The sequence below is a fragment of the Kribbella sp. NPDC056951 genome, assembly GCF_042674205.1.
Classification (GTDB): Bacteria; Actinomycetota; Actinomycetes; order Propionibacteriales; family Kribbellaceae; genus Kribbella; species Kribbella yunnanensis.
Genome location: NZ_JBHUQZ010000001.1, coordinates 842,683 through 859,341, shown reverse-complemented (window position 1 = coordinate 859,341; position 16,659 = coordinate 842,683). Strand labels below are relative to the sequence as shown.

General features: G+C 66.9%; 7 protein-coding genes. 3 read left to right on the top strand and 4 right to left on the bottom strand.

What is annotated here, in order from left to right; genetic code table 11:
- Positions 1-61 precede the first annotated feature (61 nt).
- Positions 62-10,153 carry a calcium-binding protein gene (locus tag ACFTSF_RS04095; protein WP_380152389.1) on the bottom strand — a complete coding sequence of 3,364 codons (10,092 nt, stop codon included), beginning with the start codon at positions 10,151-10,153 and terminating at the stop codon, positions 62-64.
- Positions 10,154-10,340: 187 nt separating this feature from the next.
- Here ACFTSF_RS04095 and ACFTSF_RS04090 point away from each other — a divergent pair, with 187 nt between their 5' ends.
- The 3 genes from ACFTSF_RS04090 (at position 10,341) to ACFTSF_RS04080 (ending at position 13,495) form a co-directional block, all read left to right on the top strand.
- Positions 10,341-11,120: a S1 family peptidase gene (locus ACFTSF_RS04090; protein WP_380152388.1), complete on the top strand. Its 780-nt coding sequence runs from the start codon at positions 10,341-10,343 to the stop codon at positions 11,118-11,120.
- 138 nt (positions 11,121-11,258) lie between these two features.
- Positions 11,259-12,842 (top strand): flavin monoamine oxidase family protein, encoded by a 1,584-nt coding sequence (locus tag ACFTSF_RS04085; protein ID WP_380152387.1) that lies wholly within the window; start codon positions 11,259-11,261, stop codon positions 12,840-12,842.
- Entirely contained in the window at positions 12,839-13,495 is a 657-nt protein-coding gene (locus ACFTSF_RS04080; protein WP_380152386.1) for a Rid family hydrolase, read from the top strand. The genes ACFTSF_RS04085 and ACFTSF_RS04080 overlap by 4 nt, the downstream gene beginning before the upstream one ends.
- 134 nt (positions 13,496-13,629) lie before the next feature.
- Here the strand turns inward: ACFTSF_RS04080 and aceB are convergent, their stop codons facing one another.
- From aceB to ACFTSF_RS04065, 3 genes are read right to left on the bottom strand one after another with little or no spacing between them, the layout of a single operon-like run.
- Positions 13,630-15,195 (bottom strand): malate synthase A, encoded by a 1,566-nt coding sequence (gene aceB, locus ACFTSF_RS04075; RefSeq protein ID WP_380152385.1) that lies wholly within the window; start codon positions 15,193-15,195, stop codon positions 13,630-13,632.
- A gap of 5 nt (positions 15,196-15,200) precedes the next feature.
- Positions 15,201-16,058 carry an LLM class F420-dependent oxidoreductase gene (locus ACFTSF_RS04070; protein ID WP_380152384.1) on the bottom strand — a complete coding sequence of 286 codons (858 nt, stop codon included), beginning with the start codon at positions 16,056-16,058 and terminating at the stop codon, positions 15,201-15,203.
- Positions 16,055-16,609 carry a TetR/AcrR family transcriptional regulator gene (locus ACFTSF_RS04065; RefSeq protein ID WP_380152383.1) on the bottom strand — a complete coding sequence of 185 codons (555 nt, stop codon included), beginning with the start codon at positions 16,607-16,609 and terminating at the stop codon, positions 16,055-16,057. The genes ACFTSF_RS04070 and ACFTSF_RS04065 overlap by 4 nt, the downstream gene beginning before the upstream one ends.
- Between the last annotated feature and the right edge of the window lie 50 nt (positions 16,610-16,659).

Sequence of the window (16,659 nt, the reverse complement as noted above, 5' to 3'; positions counted from 1 at the left end):
ACAGTAGCCACCCCGGCACCGGATCCATGCATGCCGGGGTGGTTTCCCGCTGAGAGTTCACTCAATCCGCACAGGCCACCGGGTCGTCGAAGTGACCCGGAGTGGTCGGGTACGCCGGTCCGACCGCGTGCCCGTTGTAGTCGGGGTTGTAGGCGAAGGCCAGCTCTCGGTACGCCGAAGTGCCGGCCGTGGTGACGTCCGTGGCGCTGCGACCGGCCCCGGAGCCCCAGGCGAGCAGGGTCAGGTAGTCGTTCATGGCCGGGGAGTGCTGCCGTACGTCGTTGAACCCGCCGTAGGCCGCGTTGCAGTGCGTGAACAGGTTGTAGGCGCCGTTCCAGTCGATCAGGCGGTCACCCGGGTTCGGTCCGTTCTCTGCCACGTCAGCCTGCAGTACGTCGCGATCCCAGCCACCGTAGATCCAGTCCGTGCCCTGGTGGTGGCTGTTGTTCGCCAGGCTGGCCGGGTCGGCGGTGTCATCGTCCTTACCGGTCAGCTGGAACCACAGGCACGGGTCGACCGTGACGTTGTTGGTCGTGACCGGCCAGTCACCCGGTGCACAGTTGCCCGGGAACGCACCACGCGGGTTGAAGTCGAGCAGGTCCGACCCGAGCACGTCCCGCTTCGCCGCATCCGACTCTCCGACCCCACCGAAGATGTGGTCGATGAAACGGTCGTTGGTCCCGCGGGCGTCCGGATCGAACGCACCGTTCTTCTGGCAGTCCGGTGTGGCCGCGTCGAGGACCGGGTCACAGCCCTTACCGCCCCACAGCACGTCCTCACCGTCGGCGCCGAACACCTGGTCGCCGCCGGCATCGCCGTTGGCGAGGTCGTCGCCGTACCCGGCGTGAATGTTGTCCGCACCGGAGCCACCGCGGAGCCGGTCCCGGCCACCGACGGTGATGCCGTCGTGCGGCATCTCCACGGCGGTCGATGCGCCGATCCACTGGTCACCGTCGACGTCGTGCTCGAGGTCGACCCGCCGGTCGTACGACGCGCGCCGGAAGCCGACGTAGGTCTCGGCAGGCGGCGAGGTCAGCGTGAAGCTGAACTGCGCCGGGCTGTCGCCGGTGTCGAGGTACTGGTTCACCACGCCGCCCCGGTCGCCGAGGATCGCGTCCTCACCGGCCTCACCGGACACGGTGTCGTCGCCCAGTTCGCCGTACAGGTCGTCGTCGTCCGCGCCGCCGAAGATGGTGTCGTTGCCGTCCTGGCCCCAGACACCGTCGTCACCGGCCTCGCCGTACAGGGTGTCGTTTCCGAAGGCCCCTGCGACCTCACAGGTCGCCTGCGCCTCGGTACAGAACCGCGTGCTCGGTTCACTCAGGTCCGGATCGTGTGTCCGGGCCACGGTCGCGTCTGCGGGCGGAGTCCCGTTCGGGTACCGGTCCGCGTAGACACGCTCGGTTGCGCCGGTGACAGTGCGGATCAGTGAGCCGTTGTCACCCAGTACGACGTCGTCCGCGCCGTCGGCCTCGATCGTGTCCCCGGTGTCCCGGAAGCCCTTGGCCGAGCTACCACCGATGAGGTCGTCCTGACCATCAGGTGCCAGCGCGCCCTCCAGGAGCGCCGCAGCACTCGCCGTACCCGGCCAGCCTGGGTCCGCGAGCGGTTGGACGGTCGTGAACGGCGAGTCCCCGGCTAGCGACAGGTCACCCCGCAGAACGTCCGCACCGCCGTTGCCCTCGACGTAGTCCGCCCGTGCGCCGCCAGAGACGAAGTCACCACCGTCCTGGCCGTACACCACGTCCACACCGTCTCCGCCGGAGAGGCGGTCCGCCCCGAACCGGTCTGCCGACGGTAGCGCCGCCAGGTCGAGCCGGTTCACGATCCGCTTGGCCATCGGCGTACCGGGTGTGGAACCGAGCCGGACGGTGACCCGAGTCGGCGTCTGACCGACAGCAGGCCGCAGTACGGCGGCGTTGTCACCAGTGACCACGTCATCGCCCGGACCGCCGAAGATGGCATCGGCCGCGTCCTGCTGACCGGTCACACCGGCCAGCGGTGTCGAGCTGCCGCCGACCAGGTCGTCGTCAGCCAGGTCACCCTCGATCCAGTCGCTCGCCTGACCGCCTTCGACGTAGTCGTCCTCACCGTCGCCCTTGGCCCGGTCGGTACCGCCCTGGCCGTAGAGCACGTCCTGACCGCCGCCACCCGACATCTGGTCGTTTCCGGAGGTGTTGGCCGCCGGAGTCAGTCCGAGGTCGAGCAGAGTCACCACGTGGCCGAGTGCGAACCCACGCTGCCGGGTCACTGGGGTCGTCGCCGCCGGGTCGGTGGTCAGCGCGAGTACCGCGTTGTCACCGGTCAGCAGGTCAGGTCCCTCGTCACCGAACAGCAGGTCACCCTCATCGGGCCGTCCGACACCGGCCGCGGCCTGCTCGAACGAGCCACCCGCAATCGCGTCCTCGCCCGCGTTGCCGTGCACCACGTCGGAAGCGTTGTTGCCTTCCAGGTGGTCGTTGTCGCCGTTCCCGTTCACGATGTCGCTACCGAGACCGCCGTACGCCGTGTCGTCCCCGTCACCACCGTGGATCCGGTCCCCCGTCCCCGCGGCCGGTGTTCCGCCATCGAGGTCCAGCGGTACGGCGAGCGCACCCACCGTGCCGTTGTCGCCGATGAGCCGGTCGTCGCCGAGGTCGCCGTACAGGTCGTCGTCACCGGTGTCGGTCCGGCCGGCTGCGCGGGTTCCGCCGTACAGCACGTCGTCGCCGTTGCCGCCGGTGATCCAGTCCTTGCCGTTGTTGCCTTCCACGACATCTGCGTCGAGACCGCCGTACTCGGTGTCGTCTCCGGTGTTGCCGAAGACCTGGTCGGCCCCGGCATCGCCGTACAGGAGGTCGGCGGCCGAGCCACCCCACAGCTGGTCGGCGTCGCCGCCGCCACGCAAGGTGTCCTTGCCTTCCTGGCCACAGACCAGGTCGTTGCCTCCAGCAAGTTCTGCCAGGTCGTCGGCGCCACCGGCCGACACGGTGTCGATCGCAGCACCACCGAGGATCCGGTCATTGCCGTCACCGGTCCCGGAACTGGTCGACTCGTTCACCGGATCGGAGCTGACCGGCGTACCGGCGACGCACTTCTCGTCGACGAGATGCTTGTCACCGAAGACCGTTGCCGGTCCATCGCCGCCGACGATGTGGTCGTTGCCCAGACCGCCGACGAGCGTCTTGCTGTTGGACTCGACGCCCGGCGGGAACGGCTGCTTGTCGACCTTGCGGAACGGACCGAAGTTGACGCCATTGACCTTGTCCGGACCCTCATCCGGACCGACAGCCGCCGGCTCCGCGATCACGTAGTCGTCGCCAGGACCGCCGTACACGGTGTCGGTGCCATAGCCACCAGTCAGTACGTCGTTCTTGCCGCCACCCCGGATCGTCGCGCCCTGGTTGCCGAGCGAGTGACTGGTCACGGTCTCGACCGCGTCACTACCCCAGACCTGGTCGTTGCCAGTGCCGGTATCGACGGTGTTGACCGCACCAAGGTCAGGCGGACCGGCCGCGTCCTTGTCGAACTCGCCTTCAGCCGCGGTGAAGATCCGGTCCGCGTTCGAACCGCCGGTGAGCAGGTCACTGCCACCGTCACCGATCAGCGTGTTGATCCCGGCCTTGAGTGAACCGTCCGGTGCGTCGGCCGCGACCGCGACCTTGTCCGCACCGGCGTTTCCGCGAGCCCGGTTGGTTCCCAGACCGAGGCCGATCTGGTCGTCACCCGGCAGCGTGCCCTCGGGCTGTGCTGTCGGATCCGCTGTCGCGAGCGTGATCCAGTTGATCACGTCCAGCAACTTGCTCTTGCCGTTGCCGTCCTGCTCGTTGTGCTGGACTTCCTTCTCGAACCGCGCGGCGCCGAGCGATGCGTCACCGGCGACCTTGTCGTCACCGTTGCCGACCGTGATGGTGTCCTTGCCGGGACCGCCCGCGACCACGGCCTTCGACGCCGCGCCGCCGGTGTCCCCGGTGACGATGATGTCGTCGCCGCCGCGACCGTCGACGTACGAGAGGCCGCGTCCGGTGGTGATCACGTCGGCCGCCTGGCCGCCGATCACGACCGCGTCCTTGTCGAACACCGCAGGCGTCTTGCCGGCGTTGTCGTCGGTGGTCTTCTTACCGTCACCGATGAACGTGATCGCCATCGGCTTGGTGTAGCCCTCGCCGTCCACCACGACCCGTTTCAGGTTCGGGTTCAGGTACTCGCGCTGCTCACCGAGCATCTGTACGGCGAACCCGTCGAAGCCGCCGTCCACACCGGTCGGGTCGGCCTTGGTCTGCGCGTAGTGCAGCGAGATGACCTTGACGGTGTCCTTCTCAACTTCCTTCTTGTCGTTCGTCCACGGCGCGCCGCGCTGGGCGTCCTTGCCCCACCGGCCGGCGAAGACCACGAGGGTGTCGTCGACCGTGCCGCCGAGTTTCGGTGGTGGTGGTTCACAGTCGGGTGCCACCGAGAAGTCGAGCAACGTCACGTCGGCCAGCGTGAAGCTGAACGTGACCGAGAAGATGCTGACGCCGATGGTGATGTAGACCCGCAGGAACAACGACAGTCGGCCGCTGACCGTGAACAGACACAGCGGGTTGTTCAGTGCCGCGTGCAGGAATTCGCTGACCCGGAACTTGCCGTCCTTGTTCGGGTCGTTCCAGGAGAAGCCGATGGTCAGTCGCAGACCGCCTTCGATCCCGACCGTGATGATCACCGCGCTGACCGCGGCACCGGCCGCGATCTCACCGGTCAGCTGAACCACCGGCAGCGGTGCACCGGAGTCGTCGACGGTCTTGAAGAACAAGCCGTCCAGTACGTCGACAGCTTCGATCGGAGCGCCGTTCTGCTGAGCCTCGACCGCCTTGCGGATGCCGTAGGTGTCCAGCCCCGCAACGATGCGCAGGCTCACCGACGCGGATCCGGCCAGCGTCACGAATACCGGCGGCGGCGCGTAGACCGGTCCGAACGCCTGCCGCCAACTGAAGCCGAGCGTCAGCGGACCGGAGTCGAACTCGACCAGCGAGACGTCGCCACCCATCAGCAGGTTGAACGCGTTCTGCGGCTTCTCGAGGATCGGGAAGGTGAGCCCGGACTTCTCCGCGTCACCCTCGTCCGGCGCCAGACCGGCACCGCCGAAGATCTTGTGACCGGAGGCCTGCTCGTTCTGGTTCTTGTCGTTCAGCGCCGACTTGATCTCGGTCGGCGTCTTCTCGGTCACCTTCGCGTACATCTTGTCCGCGGTGGTCGGCGAGTTGCTCGTACTGAGCGCCTTGTCCCCGGCGATCTCGAAATCACCGAGTGGCACGTAGCAGTCGTTCTCTTCGTTCGGACTGCACTTCGGCAACCGGTTGATGAACTCGATGACCGCCTTGATGGTGTCGACGAAGTCCAGCTTCGGACCGCCGGCCAGCGTGCTGAACGCCTTCGCCAAGGTCATCAGCGTGACGTCGTCCCCACCGGCCATCCGGCTCAGGTCAGACAGCACCGGGATCGGCGCATACAGCGTGTCCATGACCGGCTGGAGCGGTCCGGTGACCCGCTTCATCTCCTTGACCACATCACCGAGCAGGCCTTCGAAGAAGCTGCCGGCGCTGATCCCCACGTCCTTGAACGCGATGTACGGCGCCGCTGCCGCATCCGGAGCCTGGTTGTCGAAGCCCCACTTGAGCTGGAAGTTCGCCCGGACTCCTGGGAACGCCGAGTCGACGTTGGCCTCGACGATCCAGTCGATCAGGAAGTCGCCCTTGATCGCGACCCCGAACAGCCCCTCGGTCTTGCCGAGGTCGGCGAACTTCAGTTTCGCGTCCGTCGGCGTACAGGCAGCTTCGTCACCCTTGAAGCAACTGCCTTCGCCCGGGGACTTCAGGTCGATCTGGAAGCTGCCGGCGAACAGTGGCGCGGCCGGATTGTGCCCGTCGCCTTCGGCCTTGGCCACGTTGATCTTGATGAAGGCGAGCTCGGCGACCATCGTGCTCGGGAGGTCGAAGGCCAGGCCGACCTGCAGTTCGGGCAGTGCCTTGGTGTCCGGTCCCCAGCCGTCGTGCGTATTGATGAAGAAGCCGTCCTGCTTGGTCAGGCCCATCCGGAAGTGCAGGGCGAACCCGGCCGCCACCTTGATGCCCTTGGTGCCTTCCTGGCCTTGCCGCAGCGCCAGGCCCGGGATCCCGATGTCCAGCGGGATGTCCTTCTTGAAGCAGGGCTTGGGCGCGCCCTCGTCCACACACCCCTGGGCCTGCGTGACCTTTCCGCGCTGTGCAGTGAACTCGAGGAAGGCACCCTTGATCTTGTCCAACGGACAGACCTCGAGCGCCTCGGCGCAGTCGAAGGTCACCTTGATGTCGGCGGCCGCGATGTTCACGTCGCCCAACGCCGACGCCAGGTTGTTGTTGATGAAGTCCGCGAACTCCTTGGAGTTGGCCGGGCGGCCGCCACCGGGGAGTTCGTTCCAGATCGAGGCCCGCAGCTTCGCCCGCAGGTCGCCGATGAAGTTCGCACCCTGCTGGAGGTCGTCGCCGACCAGCGGGAGTTTGCCCTGCAGACTCGCGGTCCGGAAGGCCTGCTCAACTGCGGCCAGATAGCTCTCGATACCGTCGCCAAAGTTCTTGAAGTCCAGCAATGCCGCGCCGATCCGGCTGCCTAGATCGGCCGGGAGCTCCAGTTCCTTCAGCGCGTCATCGGGTGCGGGCAACGTGTCGTCGAGGTCGACCAGATCGGCCGGGTTCGTCGAATCCGGTACCCGCAGAGCGATCTTGCCGATCGCGGTCCACCCGGTCGGCGTACCGGTGTTGTTCAGGTAGATCGGCAGGTTGCCGCAAACCATCTGCGGGGTCGCGATCGTCTCACCGCAGTTCACGGTTCCGTTGGTGGCGTTGAAGTTCACGCCGACGGCGGTCATGAAGTCGCTGAACGAGACCGGAGTATCCGCGGTGGCACCACTCTTGGCGAGCGCGATGCTCAGGTCGGCCTTGGCCTGGGCCTTCTGATCGGCCGGCGCATCAGCGGTCGGGTTGCCGAGGGCAATCGACAGCGGGCCGATCACACCTTGGATGACGCCGTTCTCCAGTTTCGCCTTGGCACCAAGGCTGATGCTCGAATCCTCCAGGACCTTCAGCGACGCGGCGTCGGCCGGACCTTCACCAGCCTTCAGCGGTACGACGAGACCGACCTTGACCCGGCCGTCGACCTCTACCTGGGCGAGGCCGCTGGCCTGAGCGCCGGCGAAGGTCTGGTCGGAGCCGTTCAGCGAGCCCAGCGACAACTTGATCGGCGAGCCCGCGCGGTACTTCCGTTTCCAGTCCACGTCGAGGACCAGGTTCGGTTCGTTGTTCTTCTCCAGGTAGCGGAACTTCACGCTGTCCGTTCCCAGCGCCTTGTTCAGCAGGTCGACCGCGTCCTGCAGGCTGTCCGGGGTGTTCGCCAGCAACTGGTCCGTGACGTCGTCCAACGCCGAGCGCATCATGTACGCCGTACCGGCCGCGGGCGCGGGTGCCCAGGGCTTCGTCATCGTCAGCGTCTTGCCGTCACCGGAGACCGCCTGCACGATCGCCACCTGGGAACCGACCACGATGGACCGGCCGACCAGCGATTGCGTGAACAGCTCGGCGTCCTTGCGCGTCGCGTCGGTCAGGGTGTTCTCGCCGTACGTGACACCGGGACCGGCGTTCGACTCATCGCTCACCAGCAGGTCGCGCAACGACTTGCCGAGACCGGGAATCTCCTTGTCGTAAACGCCCGAGCCGGCGCTCGTGTTCGCCTCGGCGAGCTGCTGCGACAGCGTCTGCAGGGTCTTGATCAGCGCGGTGAACAGCGCCTTCGGATCGTCCTTGTCGAAGTCCAGCTTGAAGAGTTCGCCGAGGTCGCTGGTGTCGATCTTCCCGCCGTCAGCCTTGGTCAGATCATCCCAGCTGGCCTTGAACGTGGTCGACGCACCGGCGGGCAGGAACTGTTCGGCGCCGGGCACGGTGACCGCGACATCGCCGTACGCGCGCACGTTCACATCGACGTCCAGCAGCGCGGCCGGCGAGTTGACGAGCTGCTTGAACAACTCCGAGATCCGCAGATCACCTTGGTTCTTGAGACCGAGCGTGAGCATGTGACCGGTCGCCGTACCGCCGGAACACGTTGCCGGGAGCGACGAGTTGCAGACCTTCAACTGGCCCTTGAGCAGCACCTTGAAGAAGCCCGCGTTCGCGGTCAGGTCGACGCCGGTGTCGATCGGGAAGTCGGCCGACAGCAGCTCCGAACCGGTCCGGATCAGCACCCGGTCGGTGTTCAGCGGCAACGCCGGTACGACGGTGTCCAGCGGCCCGTTGTGCTGAGTGAACGGGCACGGTTCGTTGTTGCCGAGGAAGCCGACGCAGGCCTGGCCGGTCTTCGGGTCCTGCAGATCGAGCACCACGGTCAGGTTCGCCTCGAACGACGGGGTGACCTTCGCGAACGTCTGGTCCGCGTTGGCGTTGACGATCCCGTGACCGCCCTCGTCGACCTTGTTCGCGAAGCTGACCGCGCCGACATGCGGCTCGGAGCCCGCGATCACGTACGGCGTGTCCTTGGCCGGCGCACCGCCGATCCAGTCCTGCTTCAGCGTGATCGTGCTCGGGTCGTTGCCTTCGACCTCACCGGCCGACGTACCGGCCACGACTCGGCGGCCCACCCACTGGTCAGTGGACCAGCCGGCGCCGGCCACGGTCAGCGTCTTGGCGCCGTACGTCGCTTTGTTGCCGGAGGCCTCGATGCTGATCGGGTCGAGGTCGGTCTGCGGACTGGACTTCGACATCTTCAGGGTCCAGGCGAGTTTGCTCGCCGTGGCATCCCAGTCCAGGTTGCTCAGGTCGATGCCAGTCGCGGTGTCGAGTCGCTTCAGGAGGTCCTGCAGCGAGGTGAACTTGGGCTTGCCGGCCTGGGTCGGGTCGCTGACGCCTTGGACGAAGCCCGGCTGACCGGGGGCCGGCTCGGTGTTCGCGGCCAGGAAGTCCTTGAGCACCTTGTTGGCCTGGATCGCATCCGACAGCGTGCCCTTCATGAAGGGCAGGTCCAGGTCGCCGATGGTCGGCAGCGCGCCTTCCTTGTCCGGGTCGAACTTCGCCTTCTGGACAGCGGTCAGCGTCGCGACGAGTTGAGCGAGTCCTTCGGCCAGGTCCTGCAGGCTCATGTTCTGGAAGCGGCCGACCGTGCTGGCGAGATCCGGTGCGCTGACGACCGGGGCACCGGTTCCGATGTCATCCCAGTCGACCTTGACCGTCGTAGTGATGTTGGTGGGCAGCGTGGCCGGGATGCCGGCCGCCGCAGCGCCGAGCTGGAAGGTTGCGTGCACCGAGCCGCGGGAGTTGGCGTCGGAGTCGTCGATCGGCTGCGAACCGAGCGTGTCCAGGCCGACGTTGAAGAGCCCTTCGAGCGAACCCTGCTGACCGAGTTCGCCGGTGGCCCCGAAGAAGAGCTTGCCGTCGTTGTCCGGGTCGTTGAGCGTTCCGGCGAAGTGCGCGTCGACGTCGAGGGACGAGCCGGTGAGCGAGACGCCGAGGATGCCGATCGCGGCTTGGGCGGTGGCGTTGTCGATGCTCGCGTGGGCGTCCACATCGAGTCGGGGGGTGGTGCTCGAGCGGACCAGGTAGACCTTGTCGTCGGCGATGCCGGTCCAGACCACGCTGAGCGCGAAGCGGGACTTCAGGCTGACCGAGACACCGTCCGACACCACCAGCTCGACCTTGGGCGAGGCGCTGCTGACCCGCAGATCCTGCTTGGTCACGCTGCGAGCCAGCGTTGCGACAATGTCGAGCTTCTTGCCGTCACCGAGGTCGCTCACCGAGGTCTTCAGCTGGCCGGTGCGATCACCGTCGATGGTGATCGCCTTGTCGACCTCGAGATCGCCGAAGTCGGTCGCGGTCTTCAGCTCGTCCGCGATGCCCTTGGCAACGAAGTCGTTGAGCCCGAGCAGTCCGCCGGGACTCGCCCCGATCAAGGGGAGCTGATCCTTGAGTTTGTCGACCGCGGCCAGGCCTGAGGTCCACGCGGCCAGGCTGTTCGCTTCACCACCCGCACCGAGCATGGCCAGCAGATCATCCACACCCGCCTCGGCCGCGCGTGCCGGTTGTGGTGTGTAGACGATCATGCCGACCAGCAGGCTGAGGGCGGCAACTATCGCCGTCAGCCGCGAGTGGGCGAGCATGCGAGCACGACGAATCCCCATGATGTGTGCACCCCCGCGGCCCAGGAATCCGCGCTCCCCCCTAGGTCGCGCAGTGGGCGACCCCCCGGCCGCGTACCGAAGGTAAGTGTCCGAGAGTGACCCTGGCAATACTTCAAGTGCCCTTTGGGGCAGACATCATCTGCCTACTTAAAGCACTCAATGGGTGACGTGGAGTAAGTTCGACCGCATGCTGAAGCGGACTGCCGCCCTGATCACCGTGCTGTTGCTGAGCACAGCGGGAACCGCTTCGGCCCGCGAACCTCTGGTGGTTGGCGGGACCCTCGCGAGTGTCAGCGAGGCGCCCTGGGCGGTCGTGCTCACCAACACCGCGGCGACGCGCGAATCCAAACGCTGGTGCGGCGGCGTGCTCGTTGCCGCGAACAAGGTGCTGACCGCGGCTCACTGCGCCGGCGAGCGCGTGGCGTCGTACGGCGTGATCCAGGGCCGCGCCGACTTGACCAACCACGGCGTGGGACGGTTCTCCGCGGTCAGCAAGATCTGGGTGCACCCGGCGTATAGCACCGCGACGAATCGCAACGACTTCGCGGTCCTGACGTTGAAGAAGCCGATGACCGGGGTCCCGGTGCTCCGCCTCGAAACGAATCCGAAGGCGGATCGGCGAGGCGCCGTACCGACTGTTTACGGCTGGGGCGACACCGCGGACACCGGGCCTGACGACACTCTGCAGAAGCTCGCCGTACCGGATCTCGGTGACGCGACCTGCCTCGGCATCAAGGGGTACGCCGAGAACGGGTACACCGCGGCCGCGAACATCTGCGCCGGCTACCTCGACGGAACCGGCGACGCCTGCCAAGGCGACTCCGGCGGCCCACTGGTCCTCAACGGCCGCCTGCTCGGCATCGTCTCCTGGGGCCGGGGGTGCGCAGAACCGCAGTATCCCGGGGTTTATGCGGAGATCGCCCCAGTGGCCAAGACGCTGGTTGAACAGGTTCGTGCTGTTTCTTAACAGGTGTATTAAGGCGAAACATACCTGTCAGTACCGGCGTCAGGACGTCATCGCTCGGACACAGGGCCCAAACACTTTGTCCTTACCTTTCTGGTCAACAAGGGGACCGTTCCTCCCCGTTGCCAGTGAGGAGAAGGCATGGCGCAGACCAGACGTCACTTCCTGCAACAGGTCGGTATCACCGGCGGTGCCGGTGTGCTCTACTCCACGATGTCCGCCCTCGGTCTGACCGGACTGGGCGAAACCCCCGCGTTCGCCGCGCCGACGCGGGTCGATCTGAACGGCCGGCCCCGCAAGCACGTGGTGATTCTCGGGGCCGGGATCTCCGGGTTGACCTCGGCGTACGAACTCCTGAAGGCCGGCTACAAAGTCACCCTGCTCGAAGCCCGGCAGCGACCGGGCGGGCGCAACTGGACCGTTCGCGGCGGGACCTCCGAGACCGACCTGGCCGGTAACACTCAGCGGGCGAAATTCTCGCCCGGTCAGTACATGAACGCCGGTCCAGGGCGGATCCCGCAGCACCACGTGACGCTCGACTACTGCCGTGAACTCGGCGTGGCCATCGAGCCGTTCGTCAACCAGAACGCGGATGCGTACCTCTACCGCGAAGGCACGACAGCCCTGTCCAACAAGCCGATCCGGCATCGCACCGCCAAGGCCGATGTCTACGGTTACGTCTCCGAGTTGCTCGCGAAGGCGACCGATCAGGGGGCGCTCGATTCCTACCTGACCGTGAGCGACAAGCAGGCGCTGATCGGATTCCTGACCAGCTTCGGCTCCATCTCGAACAAGGCCGGCGACTTCAAGTACACCGGGACCGACGGCCGCCGCGGGTACACGGTCGAGCCCGGCGCCGGAACCGAAGGCGGTACGACGGAATCGCCGTACGCGCTGAGTGATGTCTTCGCGAGTGGAGTCGGGAGCTACTTCTCGTTCGAGTTCGGCTGGGACCAGGCGATGATGATGTTCCAGCCGGTCGGCGGGATGGACCGGATCCCGTACGCGTTCGAACGCGCGATCGGCCGGGAGAAGATCCAGTACGGCGCCGAGGTCCTGGGACTGCGGAACACGCCGACTGGGGTTCAGGTCACCTACAGCACGGGTGGTCGGCCGCGAGTGCTGGCTGCCGACTTCGCAATCTGCAGTCTGCCGCCGCATATCGCCGCGAAGATTCCGTCGAACCTGCCGACGCCGGTTGTCGATGCGCTGAAGTATGCGCGGCCGAGCAACGCCGGCAAGATCGGGATCGAGTACGGCCGTCGTTGGTGGGAAGAGGATCTGCGCATCTATGGCGGGATCACCAACAGCAGCTTGGACACCGGCAACACCTGGTATCCGTCGACCGGCTTCCACGGCAGCCGCGGCACGGTGATCGGCTACTACAACACCGGCACCAACGCGAACACGTACGGCGCTCTCACGCCGACCGCACGACTCCAGCGAGCCGTTGCCCAGGGCACCAAAATGCACGGTGACGTCTACGGTCGCGACATCTCGGCATCGTTCTCGGTCAACTGGGCCTCGGCGAAGTACTCCGAAGGTTCCTGGGTCGGCTGGCCCTCGCAGACCGAGGGCACCTACCAGCGCCTGCTCGAACCCACCGGCAACGTCTACTTCGCCGGCGACCATCTGTCCCACGCGATCGCCTGGCAGCACGGCGCCATGACCTCGGCCCGCGCCACCGTGACCGCGCTACACCACCGGGTGGTGACTTCTCGATGAAGCTCAGGTTCTTAACCGTCGGAGTTGCGGCAGTCGTCGTCTCGTTCACCGCAGGCGCTGGAACGGCGGCCGGCTGGTGGGACAAACCGCGGCCACCCCGACCCGGAACCGTCGTACCGGCTCTCCCCGCCGGACAGGCCAACCCGATGATCGCCACCGGCGTCGGCATCGGCGCGAACACCCCGATCTACAAGACGAGCGGCATCGGCCCGACCGCGCTGAACACCGCGGCTCCGGCCGGAACAGAGGCGTCGTACATCGACACCGCCATCTTCCCCGGCGGCACCTTGTCAGCGGGCGTCACCATCACCGAGGCCCAAGGCATCAACGTCCTCCGCCGCATCGGCGAAAACCTCCAAGCCGCCGGCCTCACCTACACCGACGTCTACACCATGCGCGTCTTCCTCCAGAACCCCACCGGCGCGGCTACCGCCGACTTCGCCGGCTGGAACCGCGCCTACCGCCAGTACTTCGCCAACACCGACCTAACCACCGGCAAATTCACCCCAGTCCCCCTAGGCACCGCGGCACCCGCCAAACCCTTCGTCATCAACAAATCCCGCCCCTCCCGCTTCGCCCTAGAAATCGAAAACCTCCCCGTCGGAGGCTGGCTAGTCGAAGTAGAAGTAGACGCCGCCTACCCCAAGCACTAACCCCGCCCGCTCCCGCCCGCCCCGGCCCGGCCCGGCCCGCGCGCATTTGGTGGGTGCACCCACCGGATTGGGGGTTCCCACACCGAATTCCGGTACGGGAGCCCCCACGTTGGTGGGGTAACCACCAAATGCGATCAGGCGAAGCGGTCGTAGGCGGGGAGGGTCAGGAAGTCGACGTACTCGTCGGCCAGGGCTACTTCGAGGAAGAGGGAGCGGGCGGACTGGTAGCGGAGGGGCTGGTCCAGGGCGGCGATCTCTTCGTCGGCCAGGCGTTCGACCAGTTCGGTGGTGATGGTTTCGCCGGTGTCGAGGACTACGCCGTTCTTGCGCCACTGCCAGATCTGGGAGCGTGAGATCTCGGCGGTGGCGGCGTCCTCCATCAGGTTGAAGATACCGACGGCGCCGGTGCCTTCGAGCCAGGCGGCGAGGTACTGGAGGGCGACGCTGATGTTGTTGCGGAGGCCGGCTTCGGTGACCTCGCCGGGAGTGGCGGCGACGTTGAGGAGTTGGTCGGCGGTGACGTCGACGTCCTCGCGGAGTTTGCCGAGCTGGTTCGGGTTGTCGCCGAGTACGGCGTCGAAGACCGCGCGACACGTGTCGACCATGCCGGGGTGCGCGACCCAGGAGCCGTCGAAACCGTCGCCGGCCTCGCGGGTCTTGTCGGCCTGGACCTTCGCGAAGGCCTGCTCGTTCACGGCCGGGTCCTTGCTCGGGATGAACGCCGCCATGCCGCCGATCGCGTGCGCGCCGCGCTTGTGGCAGGTGCGGACCAGCAGCTCGGTGTACGCGCGCATGAACGGCACGGTCATCGTCACGCTGTTGCGATCGGGCAGCTGGAAGTCGACACCGCGGTCGCGGTGGGTCTTGATCACGCTGAACATGTAGTCCCAGCGGCCCGCGTTCAGACCGGCCGAGTGCTCGCGCAGTTCGTAGAGGATCTCCTCCATCTCGAACGCCGCCGGGTAGGTCTCGATCAGCACGGTCGCGCGGATCGTCCCGCGCGGAATGCCGAGGGCCTCCTGCGCGGTCACGAACACGTCGTTCCACAGGCGGGCCTCGAGGTGCGACTCCATCTTCGGCAGGTAGAAGTACGGTCCCTGGCCGCGATCGAGCTGCAGTTGTCCACAGGCCGCGAAGTACAACGCGAAGTCGACGAGCGAACCAGACACCGGCTCACCGTCGACCAGGATGTGCTTCTCGGGCAGATGCCAGCCCCGCGGCCGTACGACGATGATCGCCAGCTCGTCATCGGGCTTCAGCGCGTACGACTTGGTGTCGGTGGTGAAGTCGATCTGCCGTTTGATCGCATCGAGCAGGTTGAGCTGACCGCCGACGACGTTCTCCCAAGTCGGCGTGTTCGCGTCCTCCTGGTCGGCGAGCCAGACCTTCGCGCCGGAATTCAGCGCGTTGATGGTCATCTTCCGGTCGGTCGGCCCGGTGATCTCCACCCGGCGGTCGACCAGCCCGGGCGCCGCCGGCGCGACCCGCCAGTCCGGATCGTCGCGGATGTCCTTGGTCTCGGCCAGGAACCCGAGATCCGCCCCGGCCGCGATCGCCGCGATCCGCCCGGTACGACGAGCCAGCAGTCCCTGCCGACGCCCGTCGTACTCGCGATGCAACCGCTCGATCAAGGTGAGCGCCCGCTCGGTCAGGATCTCGTCGTACCGGTCACTCTTGGTCCCGATCACCTCGATAGCCATGAGGCTCACCCTAACTTCGGCAGGACCTCGCGGAGGAGCTGGGCATGTTCCTCGGGACGCGTGAGCCCGAAGTTCATCGTGTTGACGCACAAGTGGGTGGCGCCGAGGTCACGCCAGGCGTCGGCGTACGCGCGCCACTCCTCCTGCGGCACCGCATTGAGCGACAACCGAGCCTCGATCCCGATCTCGCCCGGGTCGCGCCCCGCCCGCTCAGCGGCCTCCCGGATCGTCTCGAGCGGCGCCCGCATCGCCTCGTCCGGCCGACCCTGCGGCATCCACCCGTCGCCGATCGCACCGGTCCTTCGCAGTACGGCGTCCGCTCCGCCACCGAACCAGATGGGGATTCGCCGACCGGGCAACGGGTTGAGCCCGGCCTCCTCGACACGATCGAAGCGGCCTTCGTGGGTGATGACCGGGTCGGCCCAGAGTCTGCGGAGGAGCTCGACCTGCTCGGTCATTCGGGCACCGCGCTGAGTGAACGGTACGCCGAGAGCGTCGTACTCGACGTGGTTCCAGCCGATGCCGACGCCGAGCCGCAGCCGCCCACCGGACAGGACGTCGACCTCCGCCGCCTGCTTCGCGACCAGCGCGGTCTGCCGCTGCGGAAGCACGAGGACGCCAGTCACAAGCTCAAGCTTCGTGGTGATCGCGGCCAGGTAGCCGAACAGCACGAAAACCTCGTGGAACAAGGACTTGTCGGTGTACCCGGTCCAGCCCGGACGGTTCGCCGGATCCGCGCCGAGAACGTGGTCATAGGCAAGCACATGCGCGTACCCGGCGTCCTCGACCGTCCGCGCCCACTCCCGCACGACGGCCGGGTCCGGACCGATCTCGAGCTGCGGAAAGACCGCTCCGATCCTCATGCTTCGATCAACTCCAGAAGTCCTTGGATCGCCAGATCGAACGGCTCGGTCGATTCCGCCGCCCGAGCCAGCACATAACCACCTTGCAGTACGGCGGCAATCGTCGCCGCGAGCCGGTCGGGGTCGACCGTTGCCGCGAACTCGCCGTTCTGCTTGCCCTCAGCAATCACCTCGGCCAGCCGGCCGCGCAACCAGGTGAACGTCTCGTCGACCGGCGCCCGCAACTCCGGGTCCGCGACCACCTCGGGATCCGCGGTCAGGCGGCCGATCCGGCAGCCCCGCAACACGTCCCGCTCGCGGCCGAGATACCTCGCAATCCGTTCCCCCGCCGTACCGGCTCCGCCCAGCTGCTCCTCGGCGGCGGCCCGCATCTCGACCCCGGACCGCTCGATGGCGGCCTTCGCCAGCTCGGCCTTGCCGCTGAAGTGGTGGTACATGCTGCCCTGCCCGGCTCCCGCCGCGGCCTGGATCGCCTTCGGGCTGGTGCCGACATACCCCCGCTCCCACAACAACTCCTGCGTACTGCGAATCAACCGCTCGACCGTCTCCACGCCACCACTGTACCCAGAGGTACAACATCTCAGGTGGCTGACAGCAGAGC

Coding starts and splice junctions, on each gene's coding strand:
- ACFTSF_RS04095 (WP_380152389.1), bottom strand. CDS start 10,153: ATGGGGATTCGTCGTGCTCGCATGCTCGCCCACTCGCGGCTGACGGCG.
- ACFTSF_RS04090 (WP_380152388.1), top strand. CDS start 10,341: ATGCTGAAGCGGACTGCCGCCCTGATCACCGTGCTGTTGCTGAGCACA.
- ACFTSF_RS04085 (WP_380152387.1), top strand. CDS start 11,259: ATGGCGCAGACCAGACGTCACTTCCTGCAACAGGTCGGTATCACCGGC.
- ACFTSF_RS04080 (WP_380152386.1), top strand. CDS start 12,839: ATGAAGCTCAGGTTCTTAACCGTCGGAGTTGCGGCAGTCGTCGTCTCG.
- aceB (WP_380152385.1), bottom strand. CDS start 15,195: ATGGCTATCGAGGTGATCGGGACCAAGAGTGACCGGTACGACGAGATC.
- ACFTSF_RS04070 (WP_380152384.1), bottom strand. CDS start 16,058: ATGAGGATCGGAGCGGTCTTTCCGCAGCTCGAGATCGGTCCGGACCCG.